The sequence below is a fragment of the Terriglobia bacterium genome (assembly GCA_020072645.1).
Classification (GTDB): domain Bacteria; phylum Acidobacteriota; class Terriglobia; order Terriglobales; family Acidobacteriaceae; genus Angelobacter.
In genome coordinates, this window is the sequence record JAIQGK010000003.1 from 180,419 (window position 1) to 203,028 (window position 22,610).

Annotated in this window: 19 protein-coding genes and 1 tRNA gene; 8 read left to right on the top strand and 12 right to left on the bottom strand. The window is 54.7% G+C overall.

The genetic code is table 11. The features are described 5' to 3' along the window. The first annotated feature begins 26 nt into the window (after positions 1 to 26). Both LAO76_04270 and menC read left to right on the top strand, forming a co-directional pair. Positions 27 to 791 carry a GNAT family N-acetyltransferase gene (locus LAO76_04270; protein MBZ5490131.1) on the top strand — a complete coding sequence of 255 codons (765 nt, stop codon included), beginning with the start codon at positions 27 to 29 and terminating at the stop codon, positions 789 to 791. 186 nt (positions 792 to 977) lie between these two features. Continuing rightward, complete coding sequence (gene menC / locus LAO76_04275; protein MBZ5490132.1) at positions 978 to 2,093, top strand: o-succinylbenzoate synthase; 1,116 nt, start codon at positions 978 to 980, stop codon at positions 2,091 to 2,093. A 69-nt stretch (positions 2,094 to 2,162) separates the two neighbouring features. Here the strand turns inward: menC and LAO76_04280 are convergent, their stop codons facing one another. The 4 genes from LAO76_04280 to LAO76_04295 form a co-directional block, all read right to left on the bottom strand. Further along, on the bottom strand, positions 2,163 to 4,598 hold the full coding sequence (locus LAO76_04280) for an ABC transporter permease (protein MBZ5490133.1): 2,436 nt from the start codon (positions 4,596 to 4,598) through the stop codon (positions 2,163 to 2,165). Between the two features lie 127 nt (positions 4,599 to 4,725). Continuing rightward, complete coding sequence (locus LAO76_04285; protein MBZ5490134.1) at positions 4,726 to 6,303, bottom strand: TIGR03663 family protein; 1,578 nt, start codon at positions 6,301 to 6,303, stop codon at positions 4,726 to 4,728. Positions 6,304 to 6,338: 35 nt separating this feature from the next. Then, a complete protein-coding gene (locus LAO76_04290; protein ID MBZ5490135.1) occupies positions 6,339 to 7,394 on the bottom strand; it encodes a 6-phosphofructokinase in 1,056 nt (351 codons plus the stop codon). 8 nt (positions 7,395 to 7,402) lie between these two features. Further along, positions 7,403 to 9,448 carry a hypothetical protein gene (locus LAO76_04295; GenBank protein ID MBZ5490136.1) on the bottom strand — a complete coding sequence of 682 codons (2,046 nt, stop codon included), beginning with the start codon at positions 9,446 to 9,448 and terminating at the stop codon, positions 7,403 to 7,405. A gap of 146 nt (positions 9,449 to 9,594) precedes the next feature. Between LAO76_04295 and LAO76_04300 the strand changes: the two genes are divergently transcribed. The 3 genes from LAO76_04300 (at position 9,595) to LAO76_04310 (ending at position 11,236) form a co-directional block, all read left to right on the top strand. Further along, positions 9,595 to 10,188, top strand: coding sequence for a TlpA family protein disulfide reductase (locus tag LAO76_04300; GenBank protein ID MBZ5490137.1), 594 nt, complete (start codon positions 9,595 to 9,597; stop codon positions 10,186 to 10,188). Between the two features lie 62 nt (positions 10,189 to 10,250). Beyond that, positions 10,251 to 10,544, top strand: a complete 294-nt coding sequence (locus tag LAO76_04305; protein ID MBZ5490138.1) for a hypothetical protein — start codon at positions 10,251 to 10,253, stop codon at positions 10,542 to 10,544. Positions 10,545 to 10,633: 89 nt separating this feature from the next. Beyond that, the gene (locus LAO76_04310; protein ID MBZ5490139.1) at positions 10,634 to 11,236 is read left to right on the top strand and encodes a hypothetical protein; all 603 of its coding nucleotides are present in this window, start codon (positions 10,634 to 10,636) and stop codon (positions 11,234 to 11,236) included. On the opposite strand, the gene uvrB is transcribed toward LAO76_04310, so the two are convergent. Next, positions 11,225 to 13,213, bottom strand: a complete 1,989-nt coding sequence (uvrB, locus tag LAO76_04315; protein ID MBZ5490140.1) for an excinuclease ABC subunit UvrB — start codon at positions 13,211 to 13,213, stop codon at positions 11,225 to 11,227. The genes LAO76_04310 and uvrB overlap by 12 nt on opposite strands. A gap of 222 nt (positions 13,214 to 13,435) precedes the next feature. Between uvrB and LAO76_04320 the strand changes: the two genes are divergently transcribed. The 3 genes from LAO76_04320 (at position 13,436) to LAO76_04330 (ending at position 14,986) form a co-directional block, all read left to right on the top strand. Continuing rightward, complete coding sequence (locus tag LAO76_04320; GenBank protein ID MBZ5490141.1) at positions 13,436 to 13,750, top strand: helix-turn-helix domain-containing protein; 315 nt, start codon at positions 13,436 to 13,438, stop codon at positions 13,748 to 13,750. Positions 13,751 to 13,999: 249 nt separating this feature from the next. Continuing rightward, positions 14,000 to 14,076, top strand: a tRNA-Arg gene (locus LAO76_04325). A 358-nt stretch (positions 14,077 to 14,434) separates the two neighbouring features. Continuing rightward, complete coding sequence (locus LAO76_04330; protein ID MBZ5490142.1) at positions 14,435 to 14,986, top strand: hypothetical protein; 552 nt, start codon at positions 14,435 to 14,437, stop codon at positions 14,984 to 14,986. A 296-nt stretch (positions 14,987 to 15,282) separates the two neighbouring features. Here LAO76_04330 and LAO76_04335 read toward each other — a convergent pair whose 3' ends face one another. The 7 genes from LAO76_04335 to ctaD form a co-directional block, all read right to left on the bottom strand. Then, entirely contained in the window at positions 15,283 to 15,861 is a 579-nt protein-coding gene (locus LAO76_04335; GenBank protein ID MBZ5490143.1) for a hypothetical protein, read from the bottom strand. Positions 15,862 to 16,156: 295 nt separating this feature from the next. Then, positions 16,157 to 18,424: a TonB-dependent receptor gene (locus LAO76_04340; protein ID MBZ5490144.1), complete on the bottom strand. Its 2,268-nt coding sequence runs from the start codon at positions 18,422 to 18,424 to the stop codon at positions 16,157 to 16,159. Then, on the bottom strand, positions 18,378 to 18,785 hold the full coding sequence (locus tag LAO76_04345) for a c-type cytochrome (GenBank protein ID MBZ5490145.1): 408 nt from the start codon (positions 18,783 to 18,785) through the stop codon (positions 18,378 to 18,380). Before LAO76_04345 ends, LAO76_04340 begins: the two co-directional genes overlap by 47 nt. Beyond that, positions 18,778 to 19,722, bottom strand: coding sequence for a cytochrome c oxidase assembly protein (locus tag LAO76_04350; protein MBZ5490146.1), 945 nt, complete (start codon positions 19,720 to 19,722; stop codon positions 18,778 to 18,780). Before LAO76_04350 ends, LAO76_04345 begins: the two co-directional genes overlap by 8 nt. After that, positions 19,719 to 20,114 (bottom strand): hypothetical protein, encoded by a 396-nt coding sequence (locus LAO76_04355; GenBank protein MBZ5490147.1) that lies wholly within the window; start codon positions 20,112 to 20,114, stop codon positions 19,719 to 19,721. Before LAO76_04355 ends, LAO76_04350 begins: the two co-directional genes overlap by 4 nt. Beyond that, complete coding sequence (locus LAO76_04360) at positions 20,105 to 20,710, bottom strand: cytochrome c oxidase subunit 3 (GenBank protein ID MBZ5490148.1); 606 nt, start codon at positions 20,708 to 20,710, stop codon at positions 20,105 to 20,107. The genes LAO76_04355 and LAO76_04360 overlap by 10 nt, the downstream gene beginning before the upstream one ends. Continuing rightward, on the bottom strand, positions 20,707 to 22,596 hold the full coding sequence (gene ctaD / locus LAO76_04365) for a cytochrome c oxidase subunit I (protein ID MBZ5490149.1): 1,890 nt from the start codon (positions 22,594 to 22,596) through the stop codon (positions 20,707 to 20,709). The genes LAO76_04360 and ctaD overlap by 4 nt, the downstream gene beginning before the upstream one ends. Positions 22,597 to 22,610 lie beyond the last annotated feature (14 nt).

Genomic DNA, 22,610 nt, shown 5'->3' on the forward strand with positions numbered 1-22,610 from the left:
GCGTCGCCGAGCATGGGACCGAGCAGATCACCATCCGTAAATGCGTTGGCATAGATGAGCTTAATGCCTGCGTCGCGTTGCAGAAAGAAGTTTGGAATTTCAGTGATCTTGACCTCATACCGCTGCGCATGTTCGTAGTCAGCCAGAAAATTGGTGGGCAGACCATTGGAGCTTTTCATGGCGATGATCTTGTGGGCTTCACCTTTTCCATTCCGGGCAGCCGGGCCGGTCATGCCTACCTGCATTCGCACATGCTGGCTGTGCGCGACTCTTTCCGTAACCACGGCCTGGGCCGCAAACTAAAACTGGCGCAGCGTGACGATGCGATTCAGCAAGGCTTTGAACTGCTGGAGTGGACTTTCGATCCCCTGGAAATCAAGAACGCGCATCTCAACCTGTCTCGACTCGGGGCAATCGCGCGGCGTTACAGCGTGAACCATTACGGCCATTCCTCGTCGCCGCTACAGGGTGGGCTGCCCACCGATCGATTGGTAGCGGAGTGGTGGCTCAAGTCGAAACGCGTGGTCAATCTTCTGGACAAAAAGCAGCCGCCGCAATTCAAGGTAGAAAAGAAGATAGAGGTTCCTGCGCAGATTTATGCGTGGAAGGCTTCGCCCGATGATCGGCCCAAAGCAGCCGACGTGCAAAAGCGCAACCGAGAACAGTTTCTGTCCGCGTTTTCTCAGGGATTGTCTGCGTTGGGCTATGAGCGTGACGCACAGGATAACGGCGCGTTTCTGCTGGGCCGCTGGGATGAAGATTGGTCATATGCAACGAAGGATGACGAGTAGGAATTAGCAATTGGCAATTAGCAGCTAGCAATTAGCCAAAATACTGAACCACAACGAAGCAAAGATCGCACAAGGAATTGACGCTCACATGCTTTATTTCTTTGCGTCCTTCGCGCCCTTTGCGGTGAAAAGATTTTGCTAGTTGCCAATTGCTAGCTGCTAATTGCTCAAAGGGAGGGAGCCTCGTTGAAAGTCGAATCCATAACTTTGCGCGAGATTCACATGCCGCTGGTCCATTTCTTTGAGACCAGCTTTGGCCGCACCACGGAGCGACGCATCCTCTTGCTGACCATTCATACTGACGGGCCGGAAGGCTGGGGAGAATGCGTCGCGGGTGAAGATCCTTTTTATAGTGAAGAGTCTATCGATACTGCCTGGTATGTCACCGAGCGCTATCTTGCCCCGGCGCTGCTGGGCAAAAAGATTGATCGTGCCGGCGAGGCCGTTGCGTTGTTCGGCAAAGTCCGCGGACATCGCATGGCCAAGGGCGCGGTAGAAAACGCACTCTGGGATGCGGAAGCCCAGGCGCGCAATCTTCCGCTTTGGCAGTTACTGGGCGGAACGCAGAAAGAAATTCCGTGTGGCGTCTCGATAGGTATCCAAAATTCGCACGAGCAACTGCTGGAGAAAATCGAAACGGAGCTTGCAGGGGGCTACCGGCGCATCAAGGTCAAGTGCAAACCGGGCTGGGACGTTGAGGTCTTCGAGAAAATCCGCGCACGCTGGCCGCAGATCGTGCTCAGTTGCGACGCCAATTCCGCTTACACGCTCGACCAGGTCGAGCACCTGAAAAAGTTTGACGCTTTCAACCTGCTTATGATCGAGCAACCGCTCTGGCATGACGATTTTTACTTTCACGCGCGCCTGCAAAAACAACTGAAGTCCAGCATCTGCCTGGATGAAGCCATCCACAGCTGGCGCGACGCGCAAGCCGCGCTGGAGCTGGGCGCCTGCAAGATCATCAACATTAAAGTGGGTCGCGTCGGCGGATTCAGTGAGGCCGTCGCCGTTCACAACGTGGCCCATCGTGGCGGCATTCCCGTGTGGTGCGGCGGCATGCTGGAAACCGGCATCGGACGATCACACAACATTGCGCTCTCCACGCTCGAAAACTTCACCTTGCCCGGCGACGTCTCGGCTTCAAAGCGCTACTGGAAAGAAGACATTATCGAACCGGCGGTCGAAGTTTCGCCGCAAGGATTCATCAAAGTGCCGGAGACACCCGGCCGGGGGTTCAAGATCAAGACCGATCTGATTGAGAACCTGACAGTTCGCAAGCAGACTTTGAAAGCCAGCAATTAGCAATTGGCAACTAGCAATTAGTAAAAGCTCATAGCTTAAAAAGTCAGGCTAATTGCCAATTGCTATTTGCTAACTTCCCCGCAATGCCTCATTCGGGTCCACTTCCGTCGCTCGTCGTGCGGGCAGATAGCTGGCCACGAGTGAAATCAGCAGGAACGCCAGCGGAGCCAGCACAAACGTGGTCAAATCGCGTGCGCTGATTTTGTATAGCAATCCTGCGAGCGTGCTGGCCATCACCCAGCTCAGGGCCAGAGACACGACCAGACCAATAGCAATTCCGATGACGGCAAGCTTCAGCCCATAGCCAACGACCATGCGCAGAATGTCGGCCTTCTCCGCGCCCAGAGCAAGGCGGATTCCCAGTTCCTGGCGGCGCTGCGCCACTGAATACGCCAGTACACCGTAAATGCCGATGATCGCCAGCACCAACGCCATCGCTGAGAGCACTCCCAGCAACGATAAGAACAATCGCGGATCGGCGCGCGAGCTGTCCATCAGTTCGTTCAGTGTTTGGATATTTGTGACCGGCTGGTCAGAATCAATGGCAGCTACTTGCGCCCGGACAGCGGACACCATGCCATGAGGCTCGCTGGCTGTGCGCACCAGCAGATTCATATTCCCCCACGGCAGTTGCGAGAACGGAAAATAGAGCTGTATCGCGGGATCCAGAGCGAGGCCGCGATTGTTCACATCGGCGGCAACGCCCACCACTTCAGAAGCAGGCTGCCGCCCCATGATGATGTGCTTGCCAACAGGATTCTGGTTCGGCCAGTAGCGGCGCGCCAGCGCTTGATTCACAATCACCACGTTGGGAGAGCCGGCCTTGTCTGCATCCGTAAACTCTCTCCCCGCAAGCAGGGGAACGTGCAAGGTCTTGAACCAGTCGGGACTGATTGCCTCAATGATGATGAAAGGACGCTCGGCCAGGGGGACTTCGGGCTGGCCTTCCGGCAGAACCGGCGTGATGCGCTTTGGAACCAATGGAAGCGCGGCCGAAATAGCAGTGGAGCGTACTCCCGGCAGCGCAGAGACGCGGCGCAGCAGGTCGTCAAAGAACGCGACTTGCTTTTGCGCGTCGGCATACTTCACTGTCGGCAGAGAGATGTTCATCGTCAAAACATTTTGCGGATCAAACCCGGGATCGACATGCAGCAACCGCGAAAAGCTTCGTATCAGCAGGCCAGCCGCAATCATCAGAATCAACGAGAGCGTTACCTGTCCCACCACGAGCAGGCTGCGAAGCTGCATGCTGCTATGGCCGCCAGTGGAACCGCGGCCTTCATCGCGCAGCGTTTGGTTTACGTTTGTCTTTGAGAGATGCAGCGCGGGGAAGATGCCGAAGAGAATGCCGGTAAGGACCGAGATCGCGGCCATAAAAAGCAGCACGCGTGCGTCCATGCCGATGGGAATTCCGCGCGGCAGGGCATTATCGGCCAACGTCGTAAAGTATCGCGTTGCTGCCCAACTCAAGCCTAGTCCCAGCAATCCGCCCAGAAAAGCGAGCAGCACACTTTCCGTCAATAGTTGAGCGATCAGGACGCTGCGTTGCGCGCCCAGAGCAGCGCGAACCGCAATTTCTTTTCTCCGCGAGAGTGCGCGCGAGAGCAGCAGGCTGGCAACGTTCGCACAGGCAATCAGCAACACCACGCCCACCGCGATTGACAATATCAAGAGCTTTCCCCGAATGTTGGCGACCACCGAGTCCTGTAAATCAGTGACGACCATCGAGAGACCGGGCTTGGCGTCGGGAGCGCCAGGATTATCTTTCTGAAATTGCTGGTCCAGAACAGTTAATTCCGCTTCCGCACGCTCCCGCGAGACACCCGGACGCAGCCGGGCAATGATGCTGAGATAGCCGACGCCCTGCCGCAGCCGTTGCGGCGTAAATAGCGAATGCTCAAAATACCGCGGGCTCCAGATTTCAGCCGGCGCAAGGAAAGGAAACTGAATTCCCGCGGGCAACACCCCAATGATGCTGTATGGATTCCCATCCAGCGCCACCGTCTCATTGGTTACGTTAGGATCGCCGCCGAAGCGCGTATGCCAGAGCGAGTCACTGATCACGATCACCGGCTTGCCGGCGGGCTGGCCTTCATCCGGCTGGAAGAAGCGGCCCAGTTGCGGCTTGACTCCCAGCACCTGAAAGAAATCGGCAGAAACTCGTGCTGAAGGCACTTGCAGCGGCTCGCCGCGACCGGTGAGATTGAAGTTGTCATTGGTCGCTGCCACAACTCCGGAAAAAGACTGGCTGTGGTCATGCACGCTGTCAAAGCGGTTCAGGCTGCAACAGTGGGACTGCCCATCCTTACTTTGGACGTCGATCGAGATCAGTTGTTGCGGTGAGTCGTAAGGCAGAGCTTTCAGCAACACAGAACTGGTAATGGTAAAAATGGCCGTATTGCCGCCGATACCAAGCGCCAGCGTGCAGATGGCGGCAATGGCAAAGCCCGGATTTTTGCGCAGCATGCGCGCGCCAAAACGTAGATCCTGGAGGAATGAGCGCATAGAGGTTTCCATTATAGGACGTCGCGTCACGATAAAAGTAATCGCTTATCACCGAAGCTTTGTTCTTCTTAACACCAGCAGCGCTTGTTTCGGGCCGCCGATCATAGTCAGCTTGGGGCCACTTGGTTCACAGATGGATATCTTTGCGCACAAACATCACGAGAGTATTGCCGGGCCGCAGCTCGTGTGTGCTGTACTGGCGGTACTGTTTGCCTAGTTGCCGCTCCACTTCAGGAACTTGCGGTTGTAAGGCGATCACAATCGGCTCATGGGTATCAACGATATGTCCCCAGTAGCCCACGTTTTTGTATTCCCGCAGATACCACGGCAGCGGCCAATGCTCAGGCGACACCACAGTGATCCCAATATCTCTCTTTGCCGGATTTGCGGCCGCAATGGCATCAATTTCATTTACCAGCCCCAGAAAATCCCGTTTTGTGTGCGCATAAATGTAGGCGTAAGAGTCATTGTCGTAATTGACAAAACTGATGTCGATCGCCTGATAGAGAGAAAACAAAACTGCCGCCCCGGCAATGACCGCCGTAAAGGCGCGAGTTCCCGTCTGGTAAGCCTGGCCGATCAGGTCTCCTGCCATGATAGCGAGCGGCAGAATAATGCTCAGCGCCAGCCATGGAGTTTTATAAGGAACAAGCGAGTATGCCGTGAAAATTCCTATCGACCAGAAAGCGCAGAACACCGTGAGATAGCTGCGCGCGCGGACCAGGGCAACAGCGGTTCCCATCAATCCCAGCACCAGGACCGGCGCTTCTTCCTGCCACATCCAGGAAAAATATGTTGACCATTCACGGTTGTAGATCCCCGTTCGTCCTGTTTTGGTCCAGTAGGTAAACGTCAACACCGAATCCAGAATGCCTCTGGGATTGGTGAAGAAAGAGGAATAGAGCAGGACCGCTATGGCGATAAAAAGCGTGGTGGCTTGCAGATAAAGCTTCTTTGTGTTGCTGGCATCGCTGTCCCACTCATGCTCCGGTAGCAATGGTGGTACTACATCCGCACGATTCCGCAATCGCAAGAAAATCATCGTGCAGGGAATAGCAATGAGCCAGACCGCGGCAGTAATGATCCAGGTTTCCTTGGTCGCGAAAAGCATCGCGGCGGAAGCGGAAGCCAGCATCAGGTAACGCGGTTTGCCTGTATCGCGATACCAGAGCCACGCCACGATCACTCCCAGAGAGAAGAACACAAACAAGATTTCATGGATGAAATAGCGCGAGAAGAAAACAAAACCGGGTGAAACGGTGGCAAGGGCAGCGGCTGCAAATGCAGCTGCAGAGCCCAGGTATCGGCGCAGGCAGAGCATGAGCCATATCACACCCACGCCGAAGACGGCAGTCACTAGCCGGATGGCAACTGTGCTGAGTCCATGTCCCCAGTGAAATACATTGTTGATGGCCGTGGGGATCACGGCCAGGTAATAAAGCGATGGGCCGTGATAATTGCTGGGATCGTAATGGTAATAGCCGGTGCGGAACAGGTTGACCAGAAACAGCCCGTTGACGCCTTCATCGTGATGCAACGGTTTTTGCGTGAGAAAAATCAGCCGCAGCAAAGCAGCAGCAAGAAGAACAACCATGCTGCCCCACCACCAGCCATCACGTTCGCCTGCCAGTTCTTGCGACACAATCGGAATATTCGATCGCGTGCGTGACCTGCGTTTGCGGGTCTTGGCGGAAAGCTGTGTCATCCGTGCGGCCATCCCTAAAGGAAGATCACTTGATTTCAGGAACTGGAAACCTCTTCAGAATGCTTTTCGCGCAGGCCTTCCGCAATATCAATGAACTCCTGGCTCACATAGCGCGTCTTGGCCACGGCGTCAGCGATGGGAACAGAACTGATGTCATTCCCCTTGAGCGCCACCATGCGGCCGAACTTGCCTTGATGCACCAGGTCAATGGCGCCAATGCCGTAGCGAGTGGCCAGCATCCGATCGAAAGCCGTGGGCGAACCGCCACGCTGGATGTGACCAAGCACTACAGCGCGCGTCTCAAAGCCGGTGCGGGCCTCAATTTCAGCCGCCAGCGTATTGCCGATGCCGCCAAGACGCACGTGTCCAAACTCGTCTGTCTTTCTGCGCTCAGTTTCCGGAATCCGGTTGGCAAGCTTCGCGCCTTCCGCCACCACAATGATGCTGAAGTAGCGTCCGCGATCGTGGCGCTGTTTGATGGTGTCGGCAATCTCCTGGATGTCAAACGGCTGCTCAGGAATCAGGATTACATCGGCCCCGCCCGCCACGCCGCTATAAAGAGCGATCCAGCCGGCTTCGCGCCCCATGACTTCCACCACGATCACGCGATTGTGCGCTTCCGCCGTGGTGTGAACGCGGTCAATGGCCTCCGTGGCGATGCTCACAGCGGTGTCAAAGCCAAAACAGAGGTCGGTGCCGGTAAGGTCATTGTCAATGGTCTTGGGGACGGCCACCACTTTCACGCCGCGATCAAAAAGCTTCAATGAAACGGACTGCGTGTCGTCGCCGCCCAGCGCGATCAACGCTTCAACTCCATTCTTCCTCAGGTTTTCAATGCAGCGCTCCATGCCATTTTCTTTTTTGGATGGATTGGTGCGCGAGGTGCGCAATATCGTGCCGCCCTGTGGCAGTATCCCTTTTACCGCTTCCAGGTCGAGCGGGCGCGTGATATTTTCCAGCACTCCGCGCCAGCCTTCCATAAAACCAACGAACTGGTCCTGATGATGAAAAATGCCCTTGCGAACAATAGCGCGAATTACCGCGTTCAGCCCCGGACAATCGCCGCCTCCGGTAAGAATGCCAATCTTCATTTTTTACCTCACTTACGTTGATCCCTGATTTGATACACGCGATACGCGCCTGCCCGCGCCAGCGTTTTGTACTTTGACCAGAATTGCTCATTTACCTTGAACGATGCAAGTTCCATGGGTCCAATAAGAACGTAATCCACGTTGTACTTGCGCAACAGCGTTTCCGTTTCGGGCGCTCCTAGATAGATGCGTTCAATATCAGCGCTGCGTTCAGAATAATCCAGTCCGCGCGACCACATCCAACCCGGGTGGCCCAGCAGGGAACGCCTGCCAGTCAAGAATACCGGAGAATTGTAGGTTGGTGCGTGCAGGACCAGTGCGCGTGGAGCGGTTTGGGCGGAAATTGTGCTGGCGATACTGATCCCCTGGGCGTCAAATTCCTGGTATTCCGATGCCTCAGAGACGACCCGCAACACGTCCAGAGCGCCGGCCAGAAGCAGAGTAGCCAGCACGGCGGGAGCGAGCCAGCGGATAAACGATCTTTGCTGCCACCATCGCGCCAGCAGCCACGCAACCAGCGGCGCGGATGCCACATACCATAGGAAGAGAATCTTGATATTGTCCCATACCCACGGCGCCGCTTTAAACAGGTTAAGGACAGCGAAGCACAAGATAAATGGAAGATAAAAGTTGACCACGCGTTGCGGCAGCTTGAATGTGCCGCGTCGCCATGCAAGAGAAATGACCAGCAGAGGAATGAATAATCCGGTGTTCACAAACCAGAACCAGATCACGTTATGCGTGCCATGGTCCCATCCAGGCTGCCAGCCCAGATAACTGCGGGTGTTCACGCCGCCGGTGTTCGCAAGCCACAGGACTTCTGGCGCGCAGACGATCAGAGCGACGCCAAAGAAATAAAGCCAGCTTCGCCATGCTGAGCGGAAAATGATAGCCAGACAAGCTGCCGCTGCCATTACCGTCAGGAACGTGTGTGCATGGATAAGGGGCAGCAATCCGGCGCAGAGCCCGGCAGCCAGCATGCGTCGAAGATAGAAATTGGGCGGCTCAGGTAGCAGAACAGCGGGTGAGGCCTTCCGGGAACGTTTGCTTCGGGATTTTGAAACCTTTGCACTAACAGCGTTTCTTTGTTCAAGCGCCGATGTAGCAGTCGGTTCATTGGAAGGAGGAACGTCTTCCTGCTGCGATATCGCGAGCCACCACTGGCAGAAAATAGTGATCGCCAGCGGCATGCCAAAGAGAATGCTGCGCTGGGGCACAAACAAAGTGGTCAGGGAGTTTCCCCAGCGCAGAATGCTGCTGGGGACAATGGTGTAATCGTGCTGGAGGTTGCCCAGCAGGGCAAAAAAGCCGTCGCTGCTGCTTTCAGAGAAGAGCAGCCACCATCCCAGGCCGCCGCTGAAGAGGACCAGAAGCGGCGCGATCACTCCAGCCAGCCTGTTGCGTGTGAGTAGGATCGTCCAGTAATGCAGCAAGCCCACTAAGGCCAGTGCCATGACCATGTTTTGCAGCCACATGGCAAAGATCACTCCCGCGCCGGCGCGTACCAGCATGGCGGCAAAAAAATCGACCAGGAAAGGATAGGCAAAGCGCACGCCCGCAAAGGTGGGGTCTTCCGGCGGCAAGTTGTGGCCTTGGGAGAAGCTGTTAATGACCTGAAGATGTAGCGGCAGGTCGCCCAGATTGTTCATCACGCCGGTATAAATGCCGTCAGCGCGCTCAAAAACCGCTCGGTTGAAAACCATGGCCAGCAAAATGGCGATGGCAAGATAAAAAGCCAGATAGCCAATGCCAGCAACGCTGGATGTCCGTGCGGCTGGGGCCGGGGAACGCAGAGCGTTCAAAATGATGGCACGGCGCTCCCGATTCAGCAGCAAGAAGAGTGGCAAAAGGAGCAGGATGGCGCTAAGAATGATCGTCGGCACGCCTAGGCCTAGAACCAAGGCCAGCAGAAAGCCAACCGTCGCCATGAGCGCCATGCCAATGGATGCGCCCATGCAGAGTCGCGCACCGCGAGGCGCGGTGCGGTCAAAAAGAAATGTGAGCAGCGTACCGCCCAAAATTGCGATGAGAAGTAGAAGACAGGCAGCAAACATCGTCAGGAGCGGCTTTCGTCGCGCGAAAATTGGACAACATGCTGCAAAGAGAAGCTGCCTCCGGTTTGAATCCGGTTTGAACTATTTCCGGTTTGAACTATTAAAGATAGATTCTAAATTATGCCTGAGAGAGTGGCGCACAGTCCGTGTTATATATAGGCGTGATGCCGAAGGCCCAGACCATTGCGATAGTGCTTGTGTTGTTCGTCGCTGCGCTCATGAGCGCACAGCAAGCCACAAGCCCCCAACAGACCACGAACCCACAACAAGCTGCGCCCAGCCTTAAGCTGCATGACCTGAAAGGCACGCCGCACTCATTGGACGACTATCGCGGGAAGCCCGTGCTGCTGAACTTCTGGGCCACATGGTGCGTACCTTGCGCCGCTGAAATGCCGTTGCTGAGCGAGATGCAGAAGCAATACCAGGGTAAGGTCCTGTTCATCGCTGCGTCAATCGATGATGAAGACATGAAGCCCCAGATTGAAGCCTTCATCAAGAAGCACCAGGGCGAAGCGCTGACCGTGATGATGGGCGCAACGCTCGACAGCCTGGATGACTTTGGCGTGAACCAGGGAATGCCGGCGACGGTCCTTATCGATGCCGATGGAAAAATCGTTGACAGGATGACGGGCGCGCTGAAGCGGCCGGATCTTGAACAACGATTGCGGAAGCTGGCTGGGGAGCCAGAATCAGGCCCAACGCCAAAGGCAAGAAAGCCAGTTAGTTCTGTCAAAAAATAAATACGCAGGGAATTCGCGAATAAGATTTTGGAATAGATACCTGCCCGCAGGAAGGAATAGTAATGTTCAAGAAGACCGTTCTCTTGCTGTGTTGTATCGCTGGTGTTTTGCTCCTTGCCGCGTTTGTTCAAGTTGATCGCAATAGCATTGATACCGCTCGAGATACAGGTGTGTCCGGATTGTGGGTCCTGGCCAACATTTCATTTGCCGGCATGCGAGCGCAAAATCACCAGAGTATTTTCTGGCGGACCGTTGCAGCGATTTTCGGGTTTCCGGGGACAATTCTATCTTTCATATGTGTCGCGGAAGGCAGTGAGCGTGCCTATGGGATCGAGATTCCAGGGCGGCTGCCTTAAAATTTCTCAGCTCCTGCAAGAAACGCGGACATCGCCATTCTATTTGATGACGCGGACCACTGGCGTGACGGGAAGCACGCTCCAATCGAATGAAGAAATTTTTAATTCCGATCTTTCTGTTGGGATTTGTCGCAAGCGGAATTTTTATTTGGTATCAAATTGTCGCGCCCGCCCGCGCCGCGGCACACGATCTTGAAGCCATCAATGGAATCACCGTGGGAAAGACGACTGAAGGAGAATTGCTTGGTCGCGCACCGTTCCAGAAGATGGGCGTACAGTGCTCTATGGGTTATTGCTTTTATTACACTGTCAGGGCGAACCACTTCCTGAGAAAGCTGGGCCTTGCGCCTCCCGTTTTTTTTGGCACAAGAGTCGTGGTGCGTGACGGCTTGGTGACGGAGGTTTCAGTTTACATAAGCAACGGCACGCGGCCGCCGCTCTCTTTTTCGCAAAAAATGCCGTTGCCGGCTGGGTGCGCTTCCAGTCCGTGCGTGAAGCCGATGATACCGCCAACAAAAGTTTTGGCCAGCATCATGGTTGCGTTCAACAATGAATCTGATTTCAGGAACCGCATGCCGGAAGCCGTCGAAACGTCATGCCTTTCTCGCCTGCACGGATGCCGTACATACGAAGAATTCGCGCCGCTCGCGCGAGGCCTGAACCTTGACGCACTTGCTGCCTCAAGTAAATAGAAACTCTTTTGTGCGCAAATCACGCACCGTGTCCCGCAGCTTGGCGGCTTTTTCAAACTCAAATTTCTTGGCCGCCTCGCGCATATCGGCTTCCATGCCGGCGATGTAGGCGTCCAGTTCTTCCTGCGACTTGAAGTCCGGCAGCCCTTCGGAGGCTTGCGTCACATCGACATAATCTGATTCGGCAATTCCGGCCAGCGACATGGAGAGCGGACGGATGATCGACTCCGGCGTGATGCCGTGTTCCTGGTTATAGGCCACCTGAATTGCCCGGCGGCGGTCGGTTTCATCCATGGCGCGCTTCATGGAGTCCGTCATCTTGTCGGCATAGAGAATGGCGCGGCCTTCCAAGTTGCGGGCGCAGCGGCCAATTGTCTGAATCAGAGATCCGGACGAGCGGAGGAAGCCTTCTTTATCGGCGTCGAGAATTGCCACCAGCGAGACCTCAGGCAGATCCAAGCCTTCGCGCAAGAGGTTGATGCCGATCAGCACGTCATACTCGCCCTTGCGCAGGTCGCGCAGCAGCTTGATGCGCTCCAGCGTTTCGATTTCAGAGTGCATGTAGCGGCAGCGCACGCCAACCTCGGCGTAATACTCCGCCAGATCTTCAGACATGCGCTTGGTGAGCGTGGTCACCAGCACGCGCTCGCCCTTGCTCACGCGGTCGCGAATTTCATGCAGAAGATCGTCAATCTGGCCTTTGACGGGGCGGATTTCCACCGGGGGGTCCACGAGGCCGGTGGGACGAATAATTTGTTCTACAACAACGCCGGCGGATTTCGTCAGCTCATACGGGCCGGGCGTGGCGGAGACATAGATGATCTGGTTGGTGCGCTCTTCAAATTCCTCAAACTTGAGCGGACGGTTATCGAGCGCCGAGGGCAGGCGGAAACCATACTGCACCAGGTTTTCTTTACGTGAGCGGTCACCGTGCCACATGCCATGCAGCTGCGGGACGGTCTGGTGCGATTCGTCGATGAACATGATGAAATCGCGAGGAACGTAATCGAGCAGCGTTGGCGGCGGCTCGCCGGGCTTGCGTCCGCTGAAGTGGCGAGAATAATTCTCAATGCCGTGGCAGTAGCCCACGGACTTCATCATCTCCAGGTCAAAGCGCGTGCGCTGGTGTATGCGCTGCGACTCCACCAGACGGCCTTCTTTCAGCAGCACATCTTCCCACCACGCCAGCTCTTCCAGAATGGTGCCGATGGCCTGGTTCTTGGTGGTATTTGACATCACGTAATGGCTCTTGGGATAAATTGGAAGCCGCGTGTATTTCTGCTTTACCGTGCCGAAGAGCGGATCAATCTGCGAGAGCGAATCCACTTCGTCGCCAAAGAGCTCGATGCGGTAAGCGTTGTCGTCGTAAGTGGGGAAGACCTCGATCACATCGCCGCGCACGCGGAACGTGCCGCGCTTAAAGTCCACATCATTGCGCTCGTAGAGAATTTCCACCAGCTTGCTGAAAATGTCCTGCCGCTTGATCTTCTGGCCTTTTTCCAGAAAGAGCAGCATGCCGTAGTACGCTTCCGGCGATCCCAGACCGTAAATGCAACTCACAGACGCTACGATGACGCAGTCTCGGCGTTCAAAGAGAGATCGCGTCGCGGAAAGGCGCAGCTTGTCCAGTTCGTCATTGATGGTCGCTTCTTTTTCGATATAGACATCGCCCGCGGGAATGTAGGCTTCCGGCTGGTAGTAGTCATAGTAGGAGACGAAATACTCAACGGCATTCGAGGGGAAGAATTGCTTGAACTCATGATAGAGCTGCGCCGCTAGCGTTTTGTTGTGGGCCAGCACGAGCGCCGGACGATTGAGCTGCTCAATCACCTTGGCCATGGTGTATGTCTTGCCCGAGCCGGTTACGCCCAGCAGCACCTGGTGCTTTTCTCCGGCGTAAATGCCGCGCGTAAGCTCTTCAATGGCGTTGGGCTGGTCGCCTTTGGGCTTGTAGTCTGATGCTAAGCGAAAATCCATGAGTCCCTTAAAAGCAATCTCATCGCGGAGAAATTGCGCCGGATACCTCTCTAGTTGCAATTTTGATGAGAGGAAATCTCTTTAGTGTGACATGAGGGAGCAGAAGGGCGCAAGGAGCATTGCAGGGGTGAAGATGCTCCAAAATAATGTCACCCCTTAACTGCAACGAAAAAATGTCACCCTTAAAGGATGGTGACCTTGAGCCAGAAGGAGTTGCAGAGAATGCGAGTGATTGAAAAAGCAGTGGACGGGCGGCTGAGCGTACGCGAAGCCGCCGGTCTACTGCAGCGCAGTGAACGCCAGGTGCAGCGCCTCAAGCGCCGTTACCGGCCCGACTCCGCCGACTGGGTGCGGCATGGCAATCGTGGTAAACCCAGGACCTGGGCCCTGGATCAATCCCTGCGTCAGCGCGTGTTGGAATTAGCTACGGGCAAGTATGCCGGCTTCAATGACTCTCATTTGCGGCAAAAGTTGGTCGACAACGGCCATTCTTTCTTCGGCCTTGAAACGCAAAACCAAACCGCCCCGCATTTATAACCTCGGCGGACGACCGGCCTTATCCGCCGCCACTTAAACTCTCAGGGGGTGACATTTTATCGTTGCAGTTAATACCACATTTTTTCGTTGCAACTACAGTGGCAAAAGCAAAAAGCGCGAAATTTAGACGTTGGCTCCGGCGGCGCTGAAAGACGGGGCCGGAGACATCTCGGGCAAACTGAAGCACTCATGGCTGACTGCTTCGCGTTGGCAGGCGGAAATGATACCCTATCTGAGTCCCATCACTGTGCGCCCGTAGCTCAGCTGGATAGAGCGGTTGCCTCCGAAGCAACAGGCCGGGAGTTCGAATCTCTCCGGGCGCACCAGAGTCTTACAAATCAATCCCTTGCAAACATTTCCAGATTTCTCCGAAGGAACTTGAGCTTATGTGAGTACGTAGCTTATCGCATCTGGCTTGGCCTTAAAAACTCAAATTTCCCTTGCTTTCGCTTCATCCGGTGTAAACATCCACGCAGCCACTTGCAAGAGGTCTGGAATCTGCCCAGGGGTGACCCGAAATTTATTTGAAAATAAACACGAGAGAAGGAAGCATGGGCTCTTGATCGTTCCGCCTGTGAGCAGCTGCGCAAATCGAGTCATTTGAAAGTTTGCCTCCGATGAAAAAACATTCCCCGACTCGTTCACATCAAACTACGAGAAGGACATTCATCATGGAGAACTCAAATGACAATAAGTAATAGAGAAGCAGTGTCACGCAACAGGAGCAGTGAATCCAGACTGTACGACCAGTCCAATGATCGTAGCAGCCTGAGGGACAAAATCAACGACGGAGTAACAACCCTCAGGAATTCCGGCATTGATGAAACTACTATTCCAGACACCTTTGCCAATATTCCCAAGCTGATTTCGCCCAGAGTTCATGCATGGCTCGACGTGGCAGTCACGGGATATTTCCTTACGCTGGGCGCCATTTTTGCTGCCCGCCGCAAGGGCGGACCCGCTACCGCAGCGTTTATAAATGCCGGCATGGTTGCAGGAGTCTCTCTATTTACCGATTATCAGGGTACCGGCGAGAAGCCAATCAGTTTCAAACTACATGGCACCCTGGACGCTCTCCAGGCCACCGCGGCAGCACTGGGCCCGGTGCTGCATGGCTTTGCCGGTGAACCAGAATCTGCATTCTTCTACGGACAGGCCGCAAATGAAGTGGCCGTGATTGCTTTCACAGATTGGGACGAGGGAATGCCCTACACAATGGAACGCAAAGCAGCTTAATCCCTTTTTTTGACGGTTGCATGTTGACCCGGCAATGCGCTCTCGAAAGCGCAGGGCGCCAATGCTCGATCACTTAGGTTATAGTTCTGCCTGTGATGCCGTTTGGCAGCGATCTGGTATCAATGTCAACATGCGCCGTCTTGCTCAGAGAGCATCGCTTGGTCAGCAAGAGCTTTGGAATCGATCGCCTTCAATAAGGCATTCTCCTCCCAGGAAGCAGAACGGAAATCACAGTCCCCAGGCAATTAAGCTATTCACTGAGAAGTCGAAACAAGGAGAGTATCGGCCTTATTATGTTAGGTTCTCGGACCAGGAGAGCTTCTGTCAAAACCACTTAGCGCTGAATTGCAGTTCATCCACAAATCTAACCGATACAAGATTGTATGTGCGGCCTCCACCAGTTTTCCGCTTTCAGGGCGGATCTGGGATTCTGCTCCTGCAAATAGCTGCAAAGCAAGTTCCTGCATTTCGTGCGCAATTGCGCGCAGAGCGTCGCTCCTCTGCTTGTTGTCGCACGCCAGCGGCGTACGTGAAAGCCACTGATCAAGCTCCTCACGGAAAGCTATCACGGCGCTGCGGTTCTTTCCTCTGGGACGATGAACGGGTAGTTGTAATTCCGCTTCCCACCGTTGAACCGTCCTTACCCCACGCCCCAAATATGTGGCAATCTCTTTCCATGAATTGAGAACACCTGAATGTACTGGGACGGCGCGCAGCAGCTGCGGCGCTCGAACAATGCCATTGGGATTCTCTGCAGAATTTTTGTCGTCGTAGGTCGCGCGGTGATCACCGCCGTTCGGAATTACGCTGAGAGCATTTGAAGATTTATTGAATGAATGAGAATGGATATTGTTCTGAAAATATCGAGAGTTCATCAGTGGCACACCCTGCTATTGCATTAAGAATATTCGTTACCGACAACCGCTGTCAGTCTGGTATCAGACCTTGAGCCTCAAAGATTCGTATTACGATGTATCCAAAGGTTGTCTGCCAAGAAACCCGCCTTAGCTCTTAACACTTACTAGGCCGCTCGCCAACTGATCGCGGTCGTCGTGGACAGAATTCCTCTGGCCTTCCATGATCATTAATGCGCCTTCACTTCAGTATGTCGTCCTGCAGGGAATTTTGCCGCTGGAGAGAATGTTCGAATTGCTACAACTGAAACTTGTTCTATTGCTTTTTGGCGAATCGTACACCGCCTGAAATGATCCGAGGCAAAGCGTAGTTCGGCACTGGAGTTGCTGCCACCTGGATTTTTGTGTCGAAGATGTTTGTTGCGCTCGCAAACCAAGTCCATCTGCCAATCTGTTTGGAAATTGAAACGCCTGTCACGGAATAGGGCTGAAGAGGAAATTGGTTTAGGTCATCGTCGAATTGCCGGCCGGCTGTGCGAACTAACGCAACCAAAGTCCATGCCCGTGCCGTGAACGTTCCGGAAAACGTAGCAGTCTGTCCGGGCACCTGAGGTATTTTTTTGCCAACCAACGTTGGGTTCGCACTAAAACTGCTCACCACAGAATGAACATATTCATAGCCTGTGCGCAGCTGGATATGAGGAAGAATCAACAGGAGATCCAAATCCGATCCTCGGGCGCGCAAACTGCCCAGGTTCTCCCGCTGGCGCGTTATCAAGGCCGCGGTGATTGCTTGCGTGATATTTGCAACGGGATTTTCGACATTCTGCTGAAAAAACGAGCCGCTCACCATGACCCGCCGGTGAAGATATCGAATTCCAGTTTCACCGCCATAAAGGTGCTCTGCCCTCAATTGATCATTCGCCAATGTAAGAATGTTGCCCAGCCTAAAACTCCGGTACAGCTCATTCAAAATTGGAGCTCGAAAGCTCTCATACGCCGACGCAGTAAGCTGCCATTGCGGAGCGAGGTCATAAATCGCACCGAGCCGAGGGCTCCAGACTGTTTCGTTATGCGGGTCCAGCAGTGTTTGTGCTGTACTAACATCTGAGATTTTGGCAGTTCGATTAAATCCATCAGTGTTCAACCACCAGTCGAAACGAAGGCCCGCGGACAGGCGCAGCCGCTTCTTGAACGTCTGCGAAACCTGAGCAAAGACACCCATAAGATTGCTTCGCCCACCCGCGGAGACAAGGCTTGTGGGTAAGTTGGCGACAAAGACCGTTTCATCGGATTGTCCATGAATGAAGCGCCCATCGGCGCCAATCAGGAGATTCGCTGAAGAAATTGGCCTGCTCCAGTTCATGGAAAAGCCAATCTGGTCTGACGAAACGGTCTGCCAGCGCGTCAAAGCCTCGCTGTTTCGGTCGGCGGAAATTGCGGAAAAACTCTGGTGATAATGTTCTCCTGAACCATAGATTCGCGCGGAAAATATATTATGGCCGACCGTACGATCTATCCCTCCACTGATTTCGCCCAGATGCGTACTGTTGATCTGGAGTGCGGTGCCGTTATTGCGCTGTTCTGAAAACAGCGAGCCGCTGATGAATGCATTATCTGCCCCGGCAAGGCTGCGCTGCACCAGAACGCGGCCATTACTGAATTGGAGCGTGGCTGGAGTATCGATTATTCCGCGGTCTTCAGCCGCGACCACAAATGCACCATCATTACCGAAATTCTCGCCGTCGGCGGTAATCGTCCATTTGGTGAACTGGCGTGATATTTGTCCTTGTACATCGTGCCCATTCAAAGAATCGCCTGCCGACTCAAAGCTGCCAAGACTGTTGGGAGTCCGCGTCACAAGATCTACTACACCGCTGAAGGCATCGCTGCCAAAAAGAGCCGATCCTCCACCTCGTAACACCTCCGCGCGATCCAGTGTGATGCGCGGTACTCGGTCCCAGAACACCCATCCGCCAAAAGGGTCATTCAACGGAACCCCATCTTCAAGCACCAGCAGCCTGCTTGCGCCGCTGCCGCCTACTCCCCTTGCCGATGCACCCTGAGTCGTAGGATTCGCGGTGAGGCTGTTGTTGCGGCGGAAAAGTGTAAAGCCCGGTACCTGGCGCAATGCATCGTCCAGGGTTACAGCCGAGCGACTATTGAGTTCCGCGGATGTGAGCACAGCAACATTCGCGGCGGTTTGGTCCAGGCGTGTGGCAGCGCGCTCAGCCGTGACCACGATTTGCTCAGCAACAGGCGCTGGCTTGAGCGTAACCAATAGTGGTGAAGCTGAGTCGCTCCATTCCACGGTAGAAGGCGAGAACCCAGGCGCTGAAATGCGGAGTGTTCCCGAACCAGCGGGCGACTGAATAAAAAAGTTTCCGGCGCTATCAGCCATCGTGTGGTAATTCTGGTTTTGCGATAAAAGCTGCACTTGCGCGCCGGCGATTACCGCTCCAGATTCATCCAGCACTCGCCCGCGCAGTTCAGCAGCATGGGCGACAGTGCAGTACAAACAGAATGCGATGAGCACTTTAATGGAGCGTGTAAAGATAAGCGGCGACGTCTTTGCTGTCTTCATCAGTCACCCCCATTTCCGGCATCGCCGTGTGCGGCTCAATTTCATGCGGTTGCTTGATCCAGTGACGGAGATTTTCCGGCGTGTTAGGTGCCTCCCCGGCGATATAGACCCGCAGAGCGAAAGCGTTCAGCGGCGGTCCCACTTTTCCGTTAGCTTCTGCAATACCGGGGATGGTGTGGCAGGTGGTGCAACCATAAAACCGGATCTTGTCTTTTCCTCGATGAGGATCGCCTCCAGTCGCGCGTATAGCTGCCTTGATATCGCTGGCTCGCTGGACTTCATTGCGGCTGTATCCAACCAGCAGAACAGCCACAATGACAACAAAGACAATCAGGGACAAAGTTGCCCAGGGCTTATGCATCCGGCCCTCCCTGGCGCAGTGGCACCCTCAGGAGATCGCTGGTCCGTGTGTAGAGAAGCCTCTGATCAGATTCCCGCAGCCATCCGGCAAAAAGCCACAATGCAATTACGATGTACACCACGCCGGCAGGCACCCACATAATCAGACCGCCCAGTTGCTGGTCCTGCAGCGCACTCAATCCCCATGCAGCGGTGTGCCCGACGTAAGCCGGATACCACAATTTTGAAGTACAGGTGAGCAACGCACCCAGCACGCTGGTGTGAACTGCCGTAGTAAAGACATAGACAACCGCCGCTCCGTATGTCATCCGCTCGCCACGGCCATGCAAGAGAGTCCACCAGAACAACAGCGCCGTTCCCAAAAAAGTAATGTGTTGCGCCGCATGCACCAGCTCATTCTCAAGAGTCGCCTGGTACAGAAAAGGAATGTGCCAGAGCCAGACGCTGATGCCGTGAATGATCCATGCAGAGAACGGGCTGGAAACAGTTTTCCATGTTCGCTCAATCACGGGCTGCTTCAATGCTTTTCCCAGCTTGATGCGGAACGAAACGGGAAAGGCCCACAGCATCGGAGTTCCCGGCTGTCCCATGACCAACAGCGGAGCTGCAACAAGCATAAGCAGCTCATGTTGCGTCATATGCGCGGAAAATAACTCCGATCCCAATCTGTGAAGAGGTGAAAGCAACGTCAAAGCCAGTGCGGCTATTCCAGCGATAAAGCCGGTAATCTGCCATTTTGGTACGCTGGTTCGAATTCGCCGCAATCCCATTAGATAAAGAGTTAACGTGAGCAGCAGGCTGGCGATCACCCACGGCTCCCAGCTCCAAGCCCGCCATAAATTAGCGCGAGTAACCGGACTTTGGTTCTCATGAGCAAAAGCCAGCGTCGGAACCAGCAGAAGGCTCGTCGCAAGCCGGCATGTATAGCGAAGCTTCATTGATCGCACGGGCTCATGGCCCATTTTGGAATTGAAAGCGCAATGATCACTAACGTGAACGCGATGCTGGCCGCCATTCCGTAAATGGCCATGAAGCGGCTGCGTGATTCCACCATAACGCCGCTAATAATGGCATTTTCCGGTAGCCGACGATAACACCAGAACGCCGCCGCAAACCCGGTGAGAGCCAGCACAATAGCCAGCACGGTATAAAAATGCAGGAGCCAGTGGTATCCGGTGGAACAGGTGTGCTGCACGATGGCATAGCTCAGCACCTCATCCAGCGCGAACCCAATTGGCCCGGCAAAAATTCCCCACCAGAGCGCAAGGGCTCCCGCACCGCTGCGGAACTCCTCCGCTGGTCCAGCCGTCACTGATTTTTTTATAACCATCGCGGCGCCCAATAGATCACCAGATACGTGGCGATAAAAGTAATGATGATGAAGTACCAATACAGCGCATTTACGCTAACGTCCTCAAATCTGCGCCCCTCAATGGGCGTAAAAAACATGATCACCGTCAATACCAGCGTGTCCAAGGTATCGGTTACAAGATGAAACGTGTGGAAGCCCAGCAGCGTCCATGTAACCGAGCCATAGGCGTTTCCGTCCCAGACACAGTTGAGTGACGGAAACTCCAAGGCGCGGATGGCGCAATTCACAATGCCAATCAGGGACATGGCTATCAACCCAATGCGCACAGCCCTAAGCTCGCCTTGCTCGGATTTTTTCTTCAGCCACTGGTTGGGGAGCGCGCTGAGCACCAGGAGCGCGAGGTTAATGCTTCCCCACTTCAGCGCAGGGAGATCAAACCCAGGCGGCCAGTCGGTTTCGCGGGTGCGCAGGAAAAAGTAAGTGGCGATGAAGATAGCGAACATGGTGCCTTCAATCGCCATTAATCCCGATTGTCCCCACCAGATAATGGAGCGATGACCGAATACGACGGTCGGAGTGCGGGAGACGTCAAGCACGGGACGCGGCTGGTTCAGTGTTCCCATATCTCCCTTTCTCTACGGCGCAGGCTCGGTTGCCGCCTGGGCCAATACCAAATCAGAAAGACGATGCCGACAACGATAATGGTCGGAAAAAAAGCTTTTGCGGTGAAAATGGTGCTGATAAAAAATCCGCTGGTGGCAATGGCGGCAATGAAAGGCACGGGCGTGGCTTCAGGAAACTCGTCCCGGTGATCGGGATCAGCATCCATGACCCTGGTCATAAGCACTTGCCGGCAATCTTCGTCCAGTCCTTCCACAATGGGCTGGTTGGGCAGCGCGTCCCAGAGCGCATCACGGCCATTGACGGTGGGAAGTTCAGCAAAGTTATATACCGGAGGCGGAGAACTGGTGGCCCATTCCAGCGTAGCCGCGCCCCATGGATTATTTCCGGCAAGCTCACCCTTTTTCTGGTGCCAGAAAAAGTTGGCGATAAAGATCAGAACGGCAGCCGTCATAAAGACCACGCCGGTGCTTGCCAGCATGTTGAGGCTCCCCCAATGCATGCTGGATGAATACGTATAGACACGGCGTGGCATTCCCCGCAACCCCAGGATGTGCATGGGGAAGAATGTCATGTTGAAGCCGATAAAGAATAGCCAGAAGTGCCACTTCCCTGCTGCCTCATTAAGCATGCGCCCCGTAATCTTCGGCATCCAGTAGTAGAGCGCGCCAAACAGCGGAAACACCGCGCCACCGATCAGCACGTAGTGAAAATGCGCCACAATGAAAAAGGTGTCGTGAATCTGCAGATCGACCGGCACTGAGGCCATGAGCACACCGGTAAGCCCGCCCATTACAAATACAAAGAAAAATGCCAGCGCAAACAGCATGGGCGTCTTCAACACCACTTTGCCAGTCCACATTGTTACCAGCCAGCAGAACACCTGCGTCCCGCTGGCGATCACCACCATCAGGCTGGCCGCGGTGAAGAAGCTTTCCCCCATCTGCGGCAGCCCGGTGGCAAACATATGATGCACCCAGAGACCGAAGCCAACAAACGCGGTGCCGACCATCGAAAGCAGGATTGCGGTATAGCCGAAGATGCGTCGCCGAGAAAACGTGGAGATGATGGTGGAGACAATCCCTGTCCCGGGAATAAAAATGATGTAGACCTCCGGGTGACCAAAAAACCAGAAGAGGTGCTGGTAAAGAATTGCGTCGCCACCTTCCGCGGGATTGAAAAAATGCGTGTTCACCGTGCGGTCCATCAGCAACATCGTGCTGGAGAGCATTACGGCGGGCATGGCGAAGATCACCATAAAAGCAACGATGGCCTGCGCCCACACAAACAGCGGAATCCGGTTCAAGGACATTCCCGGCGCCCGCAATTTGAAAGTCGTGATGATCACTTCTACCGCGACCGCCAGGGCTGAAAGTTCCGTAAACGTAATCATCTGCGCCCAGATATCAGAGCGTTTTCCCGGAGTGAAGTCCGGGCCTGAAAGTGGAACGTAGGCGAACCAGCCCGCATCCGGGCCTGTATTGACGAACAGACCGGCGTAAAGCAGTAAGCCGCCCGCAAGATACACGTAATAGCTATAAGCGTTCAGCCGCGGGAAACAAATGTTCCGGTTTCCTACCATGAGTGGCACCAGGTAAACTGAGAGCGCTTCAAACATCATGGGGACGGCAAACAGGAACATCATGGTGCTGCCGTGCGTGGTGAATATCTGGTTGTAAAGATCCGGCCCCAGGAAATGGTTCTCCGGTCGCGACAGTTGGATACGCATCAGCGCGGCCAACACACCGCCCGCAAGAAAAAAGGCAAATGCCGTAACCATGTAGCGCTTGCCGATGGAGCGATGGTTTACGTGAGTGAACCAACCCCAAAAGCCTGAAGGATCTTTCCAGACTCGCTCCAGGTTCGCCAGCCGGTTCATATCCGGCGCACTTG

What these genes read in the sequence shown, in the direction of transcription:
- uvrB (MBZ5490140.1), bottom strand. Translation starts at nt 13,213, where the DNA reads ATGGATTTTCGCTTAGCATCAGACTACAAGCCCAAAGGCGACCAGCCC.
- LAO76_04305 (MBZ5490138.1), top strand. Translation starts at nt 10,251, where the DNA reads ATGTTCAAGAAGACCGTTCTCTTGCTGTGTTGTATCGCTGGTGTTTTG.
- LAO76_04320 (MBZ5490141.1), top strand. Translation starts at nt 13,436, where the DNA reads ATGCGAGTGATTGAAAAAGCAGTGGACGGGCGGCTGAGCGTACGCGAA.
- LAO76_04355 (MBZ5490147.1), bottom strand. Translation starts at nt 20,114, where the DNA reads ATGGTTATAAAAAAATCAGTGACGGCTGGACCAGCGGAGGAGTTCCGC.
- LAO76_04330 (MBZ5490142.1), top strand. Translation starts at nt 14,435, where the DNA reads ATGACAATAAGTAATAGAGAAGCAGTGTCACGCAACAGGAGCAGTGAA.
- LAO76_04295 (MBZ5490136.1), bottom strand. Translation starts at nt 9,448, where the DNA reads ATGTTTGCTGCCTGTCTTCTACTTCTCATCGCAATTTTGGGCGGTACG.
- LAO76_04335 (MBZ5490143.1), bottom strand. Translation starts at nt 15,861, where the DNA reads ATGAACTCTCGATATTTTCAGAACAATATCCATTCTCATTCATTCAAT.
- LAO76_04310 (MBZ5490139.1), top strand. Translation starts at nt 10,634, where the DNA reads ATGAAGAAATTTTTAATTCCGATCTTTCTGTTGGGATTTGTCGCAAGC.
- LAO76_04285 (MBZ5490134.1), bottom strand. Translation starts at nt 6,303, where the DNA reads ATGACACAGCTTTCCGCCAAGACCCGCAAACGCAGGTCACGCACGCGA.
- ctaD (MBZ5490149.1), bottom strand. Translation starts at nt 22,596, where the DNA reads ATGAACCGGCTGGCGAACCTGGAGCGAGTCTGGAAAGATCCTTCAGGC.
- LAO76_04290 (MBZ5490135.1), bottom strand. Translation starts at nt 7,394, where the DNA reads ATGAAGATTGGCATTCTTACCGGAGGCGGCGATTGTCCGGGGCTGAAC.
- LAO76_04280 (MBZ5490133.1), bottom strand. Translation starts at nt 4,598, where the DNA reads ATGCGCTCATTCCTCCAGGATCTACGTTTTGGCGCGCGCATGCTGCGC.
- LAO76_04345 (MBZ5490145.1), bottom strand. Translation starts at nt 18,785, where the DNA reads ATGCATAAGCCCTGGGCAACTTTGTCCCTGATTGTCTTTGTTGTCATT.
- LAO76_04350 (MBZ5490146.1), bottom strand. Translation starts at nt 19,722, where the DNA reads ATGAAGCTTCGCTATACATGCCGGCTTGCGACGAGCCTTCTGCTGGTT.
- LAO76_04340 (MBZ5490144.1), bottom strand. Translation starts at nt 18,424, where the DNA reads ATGAAGACAGCAAAGACGTCGCCGCTTATCTTTACACGCTCCATTAAA.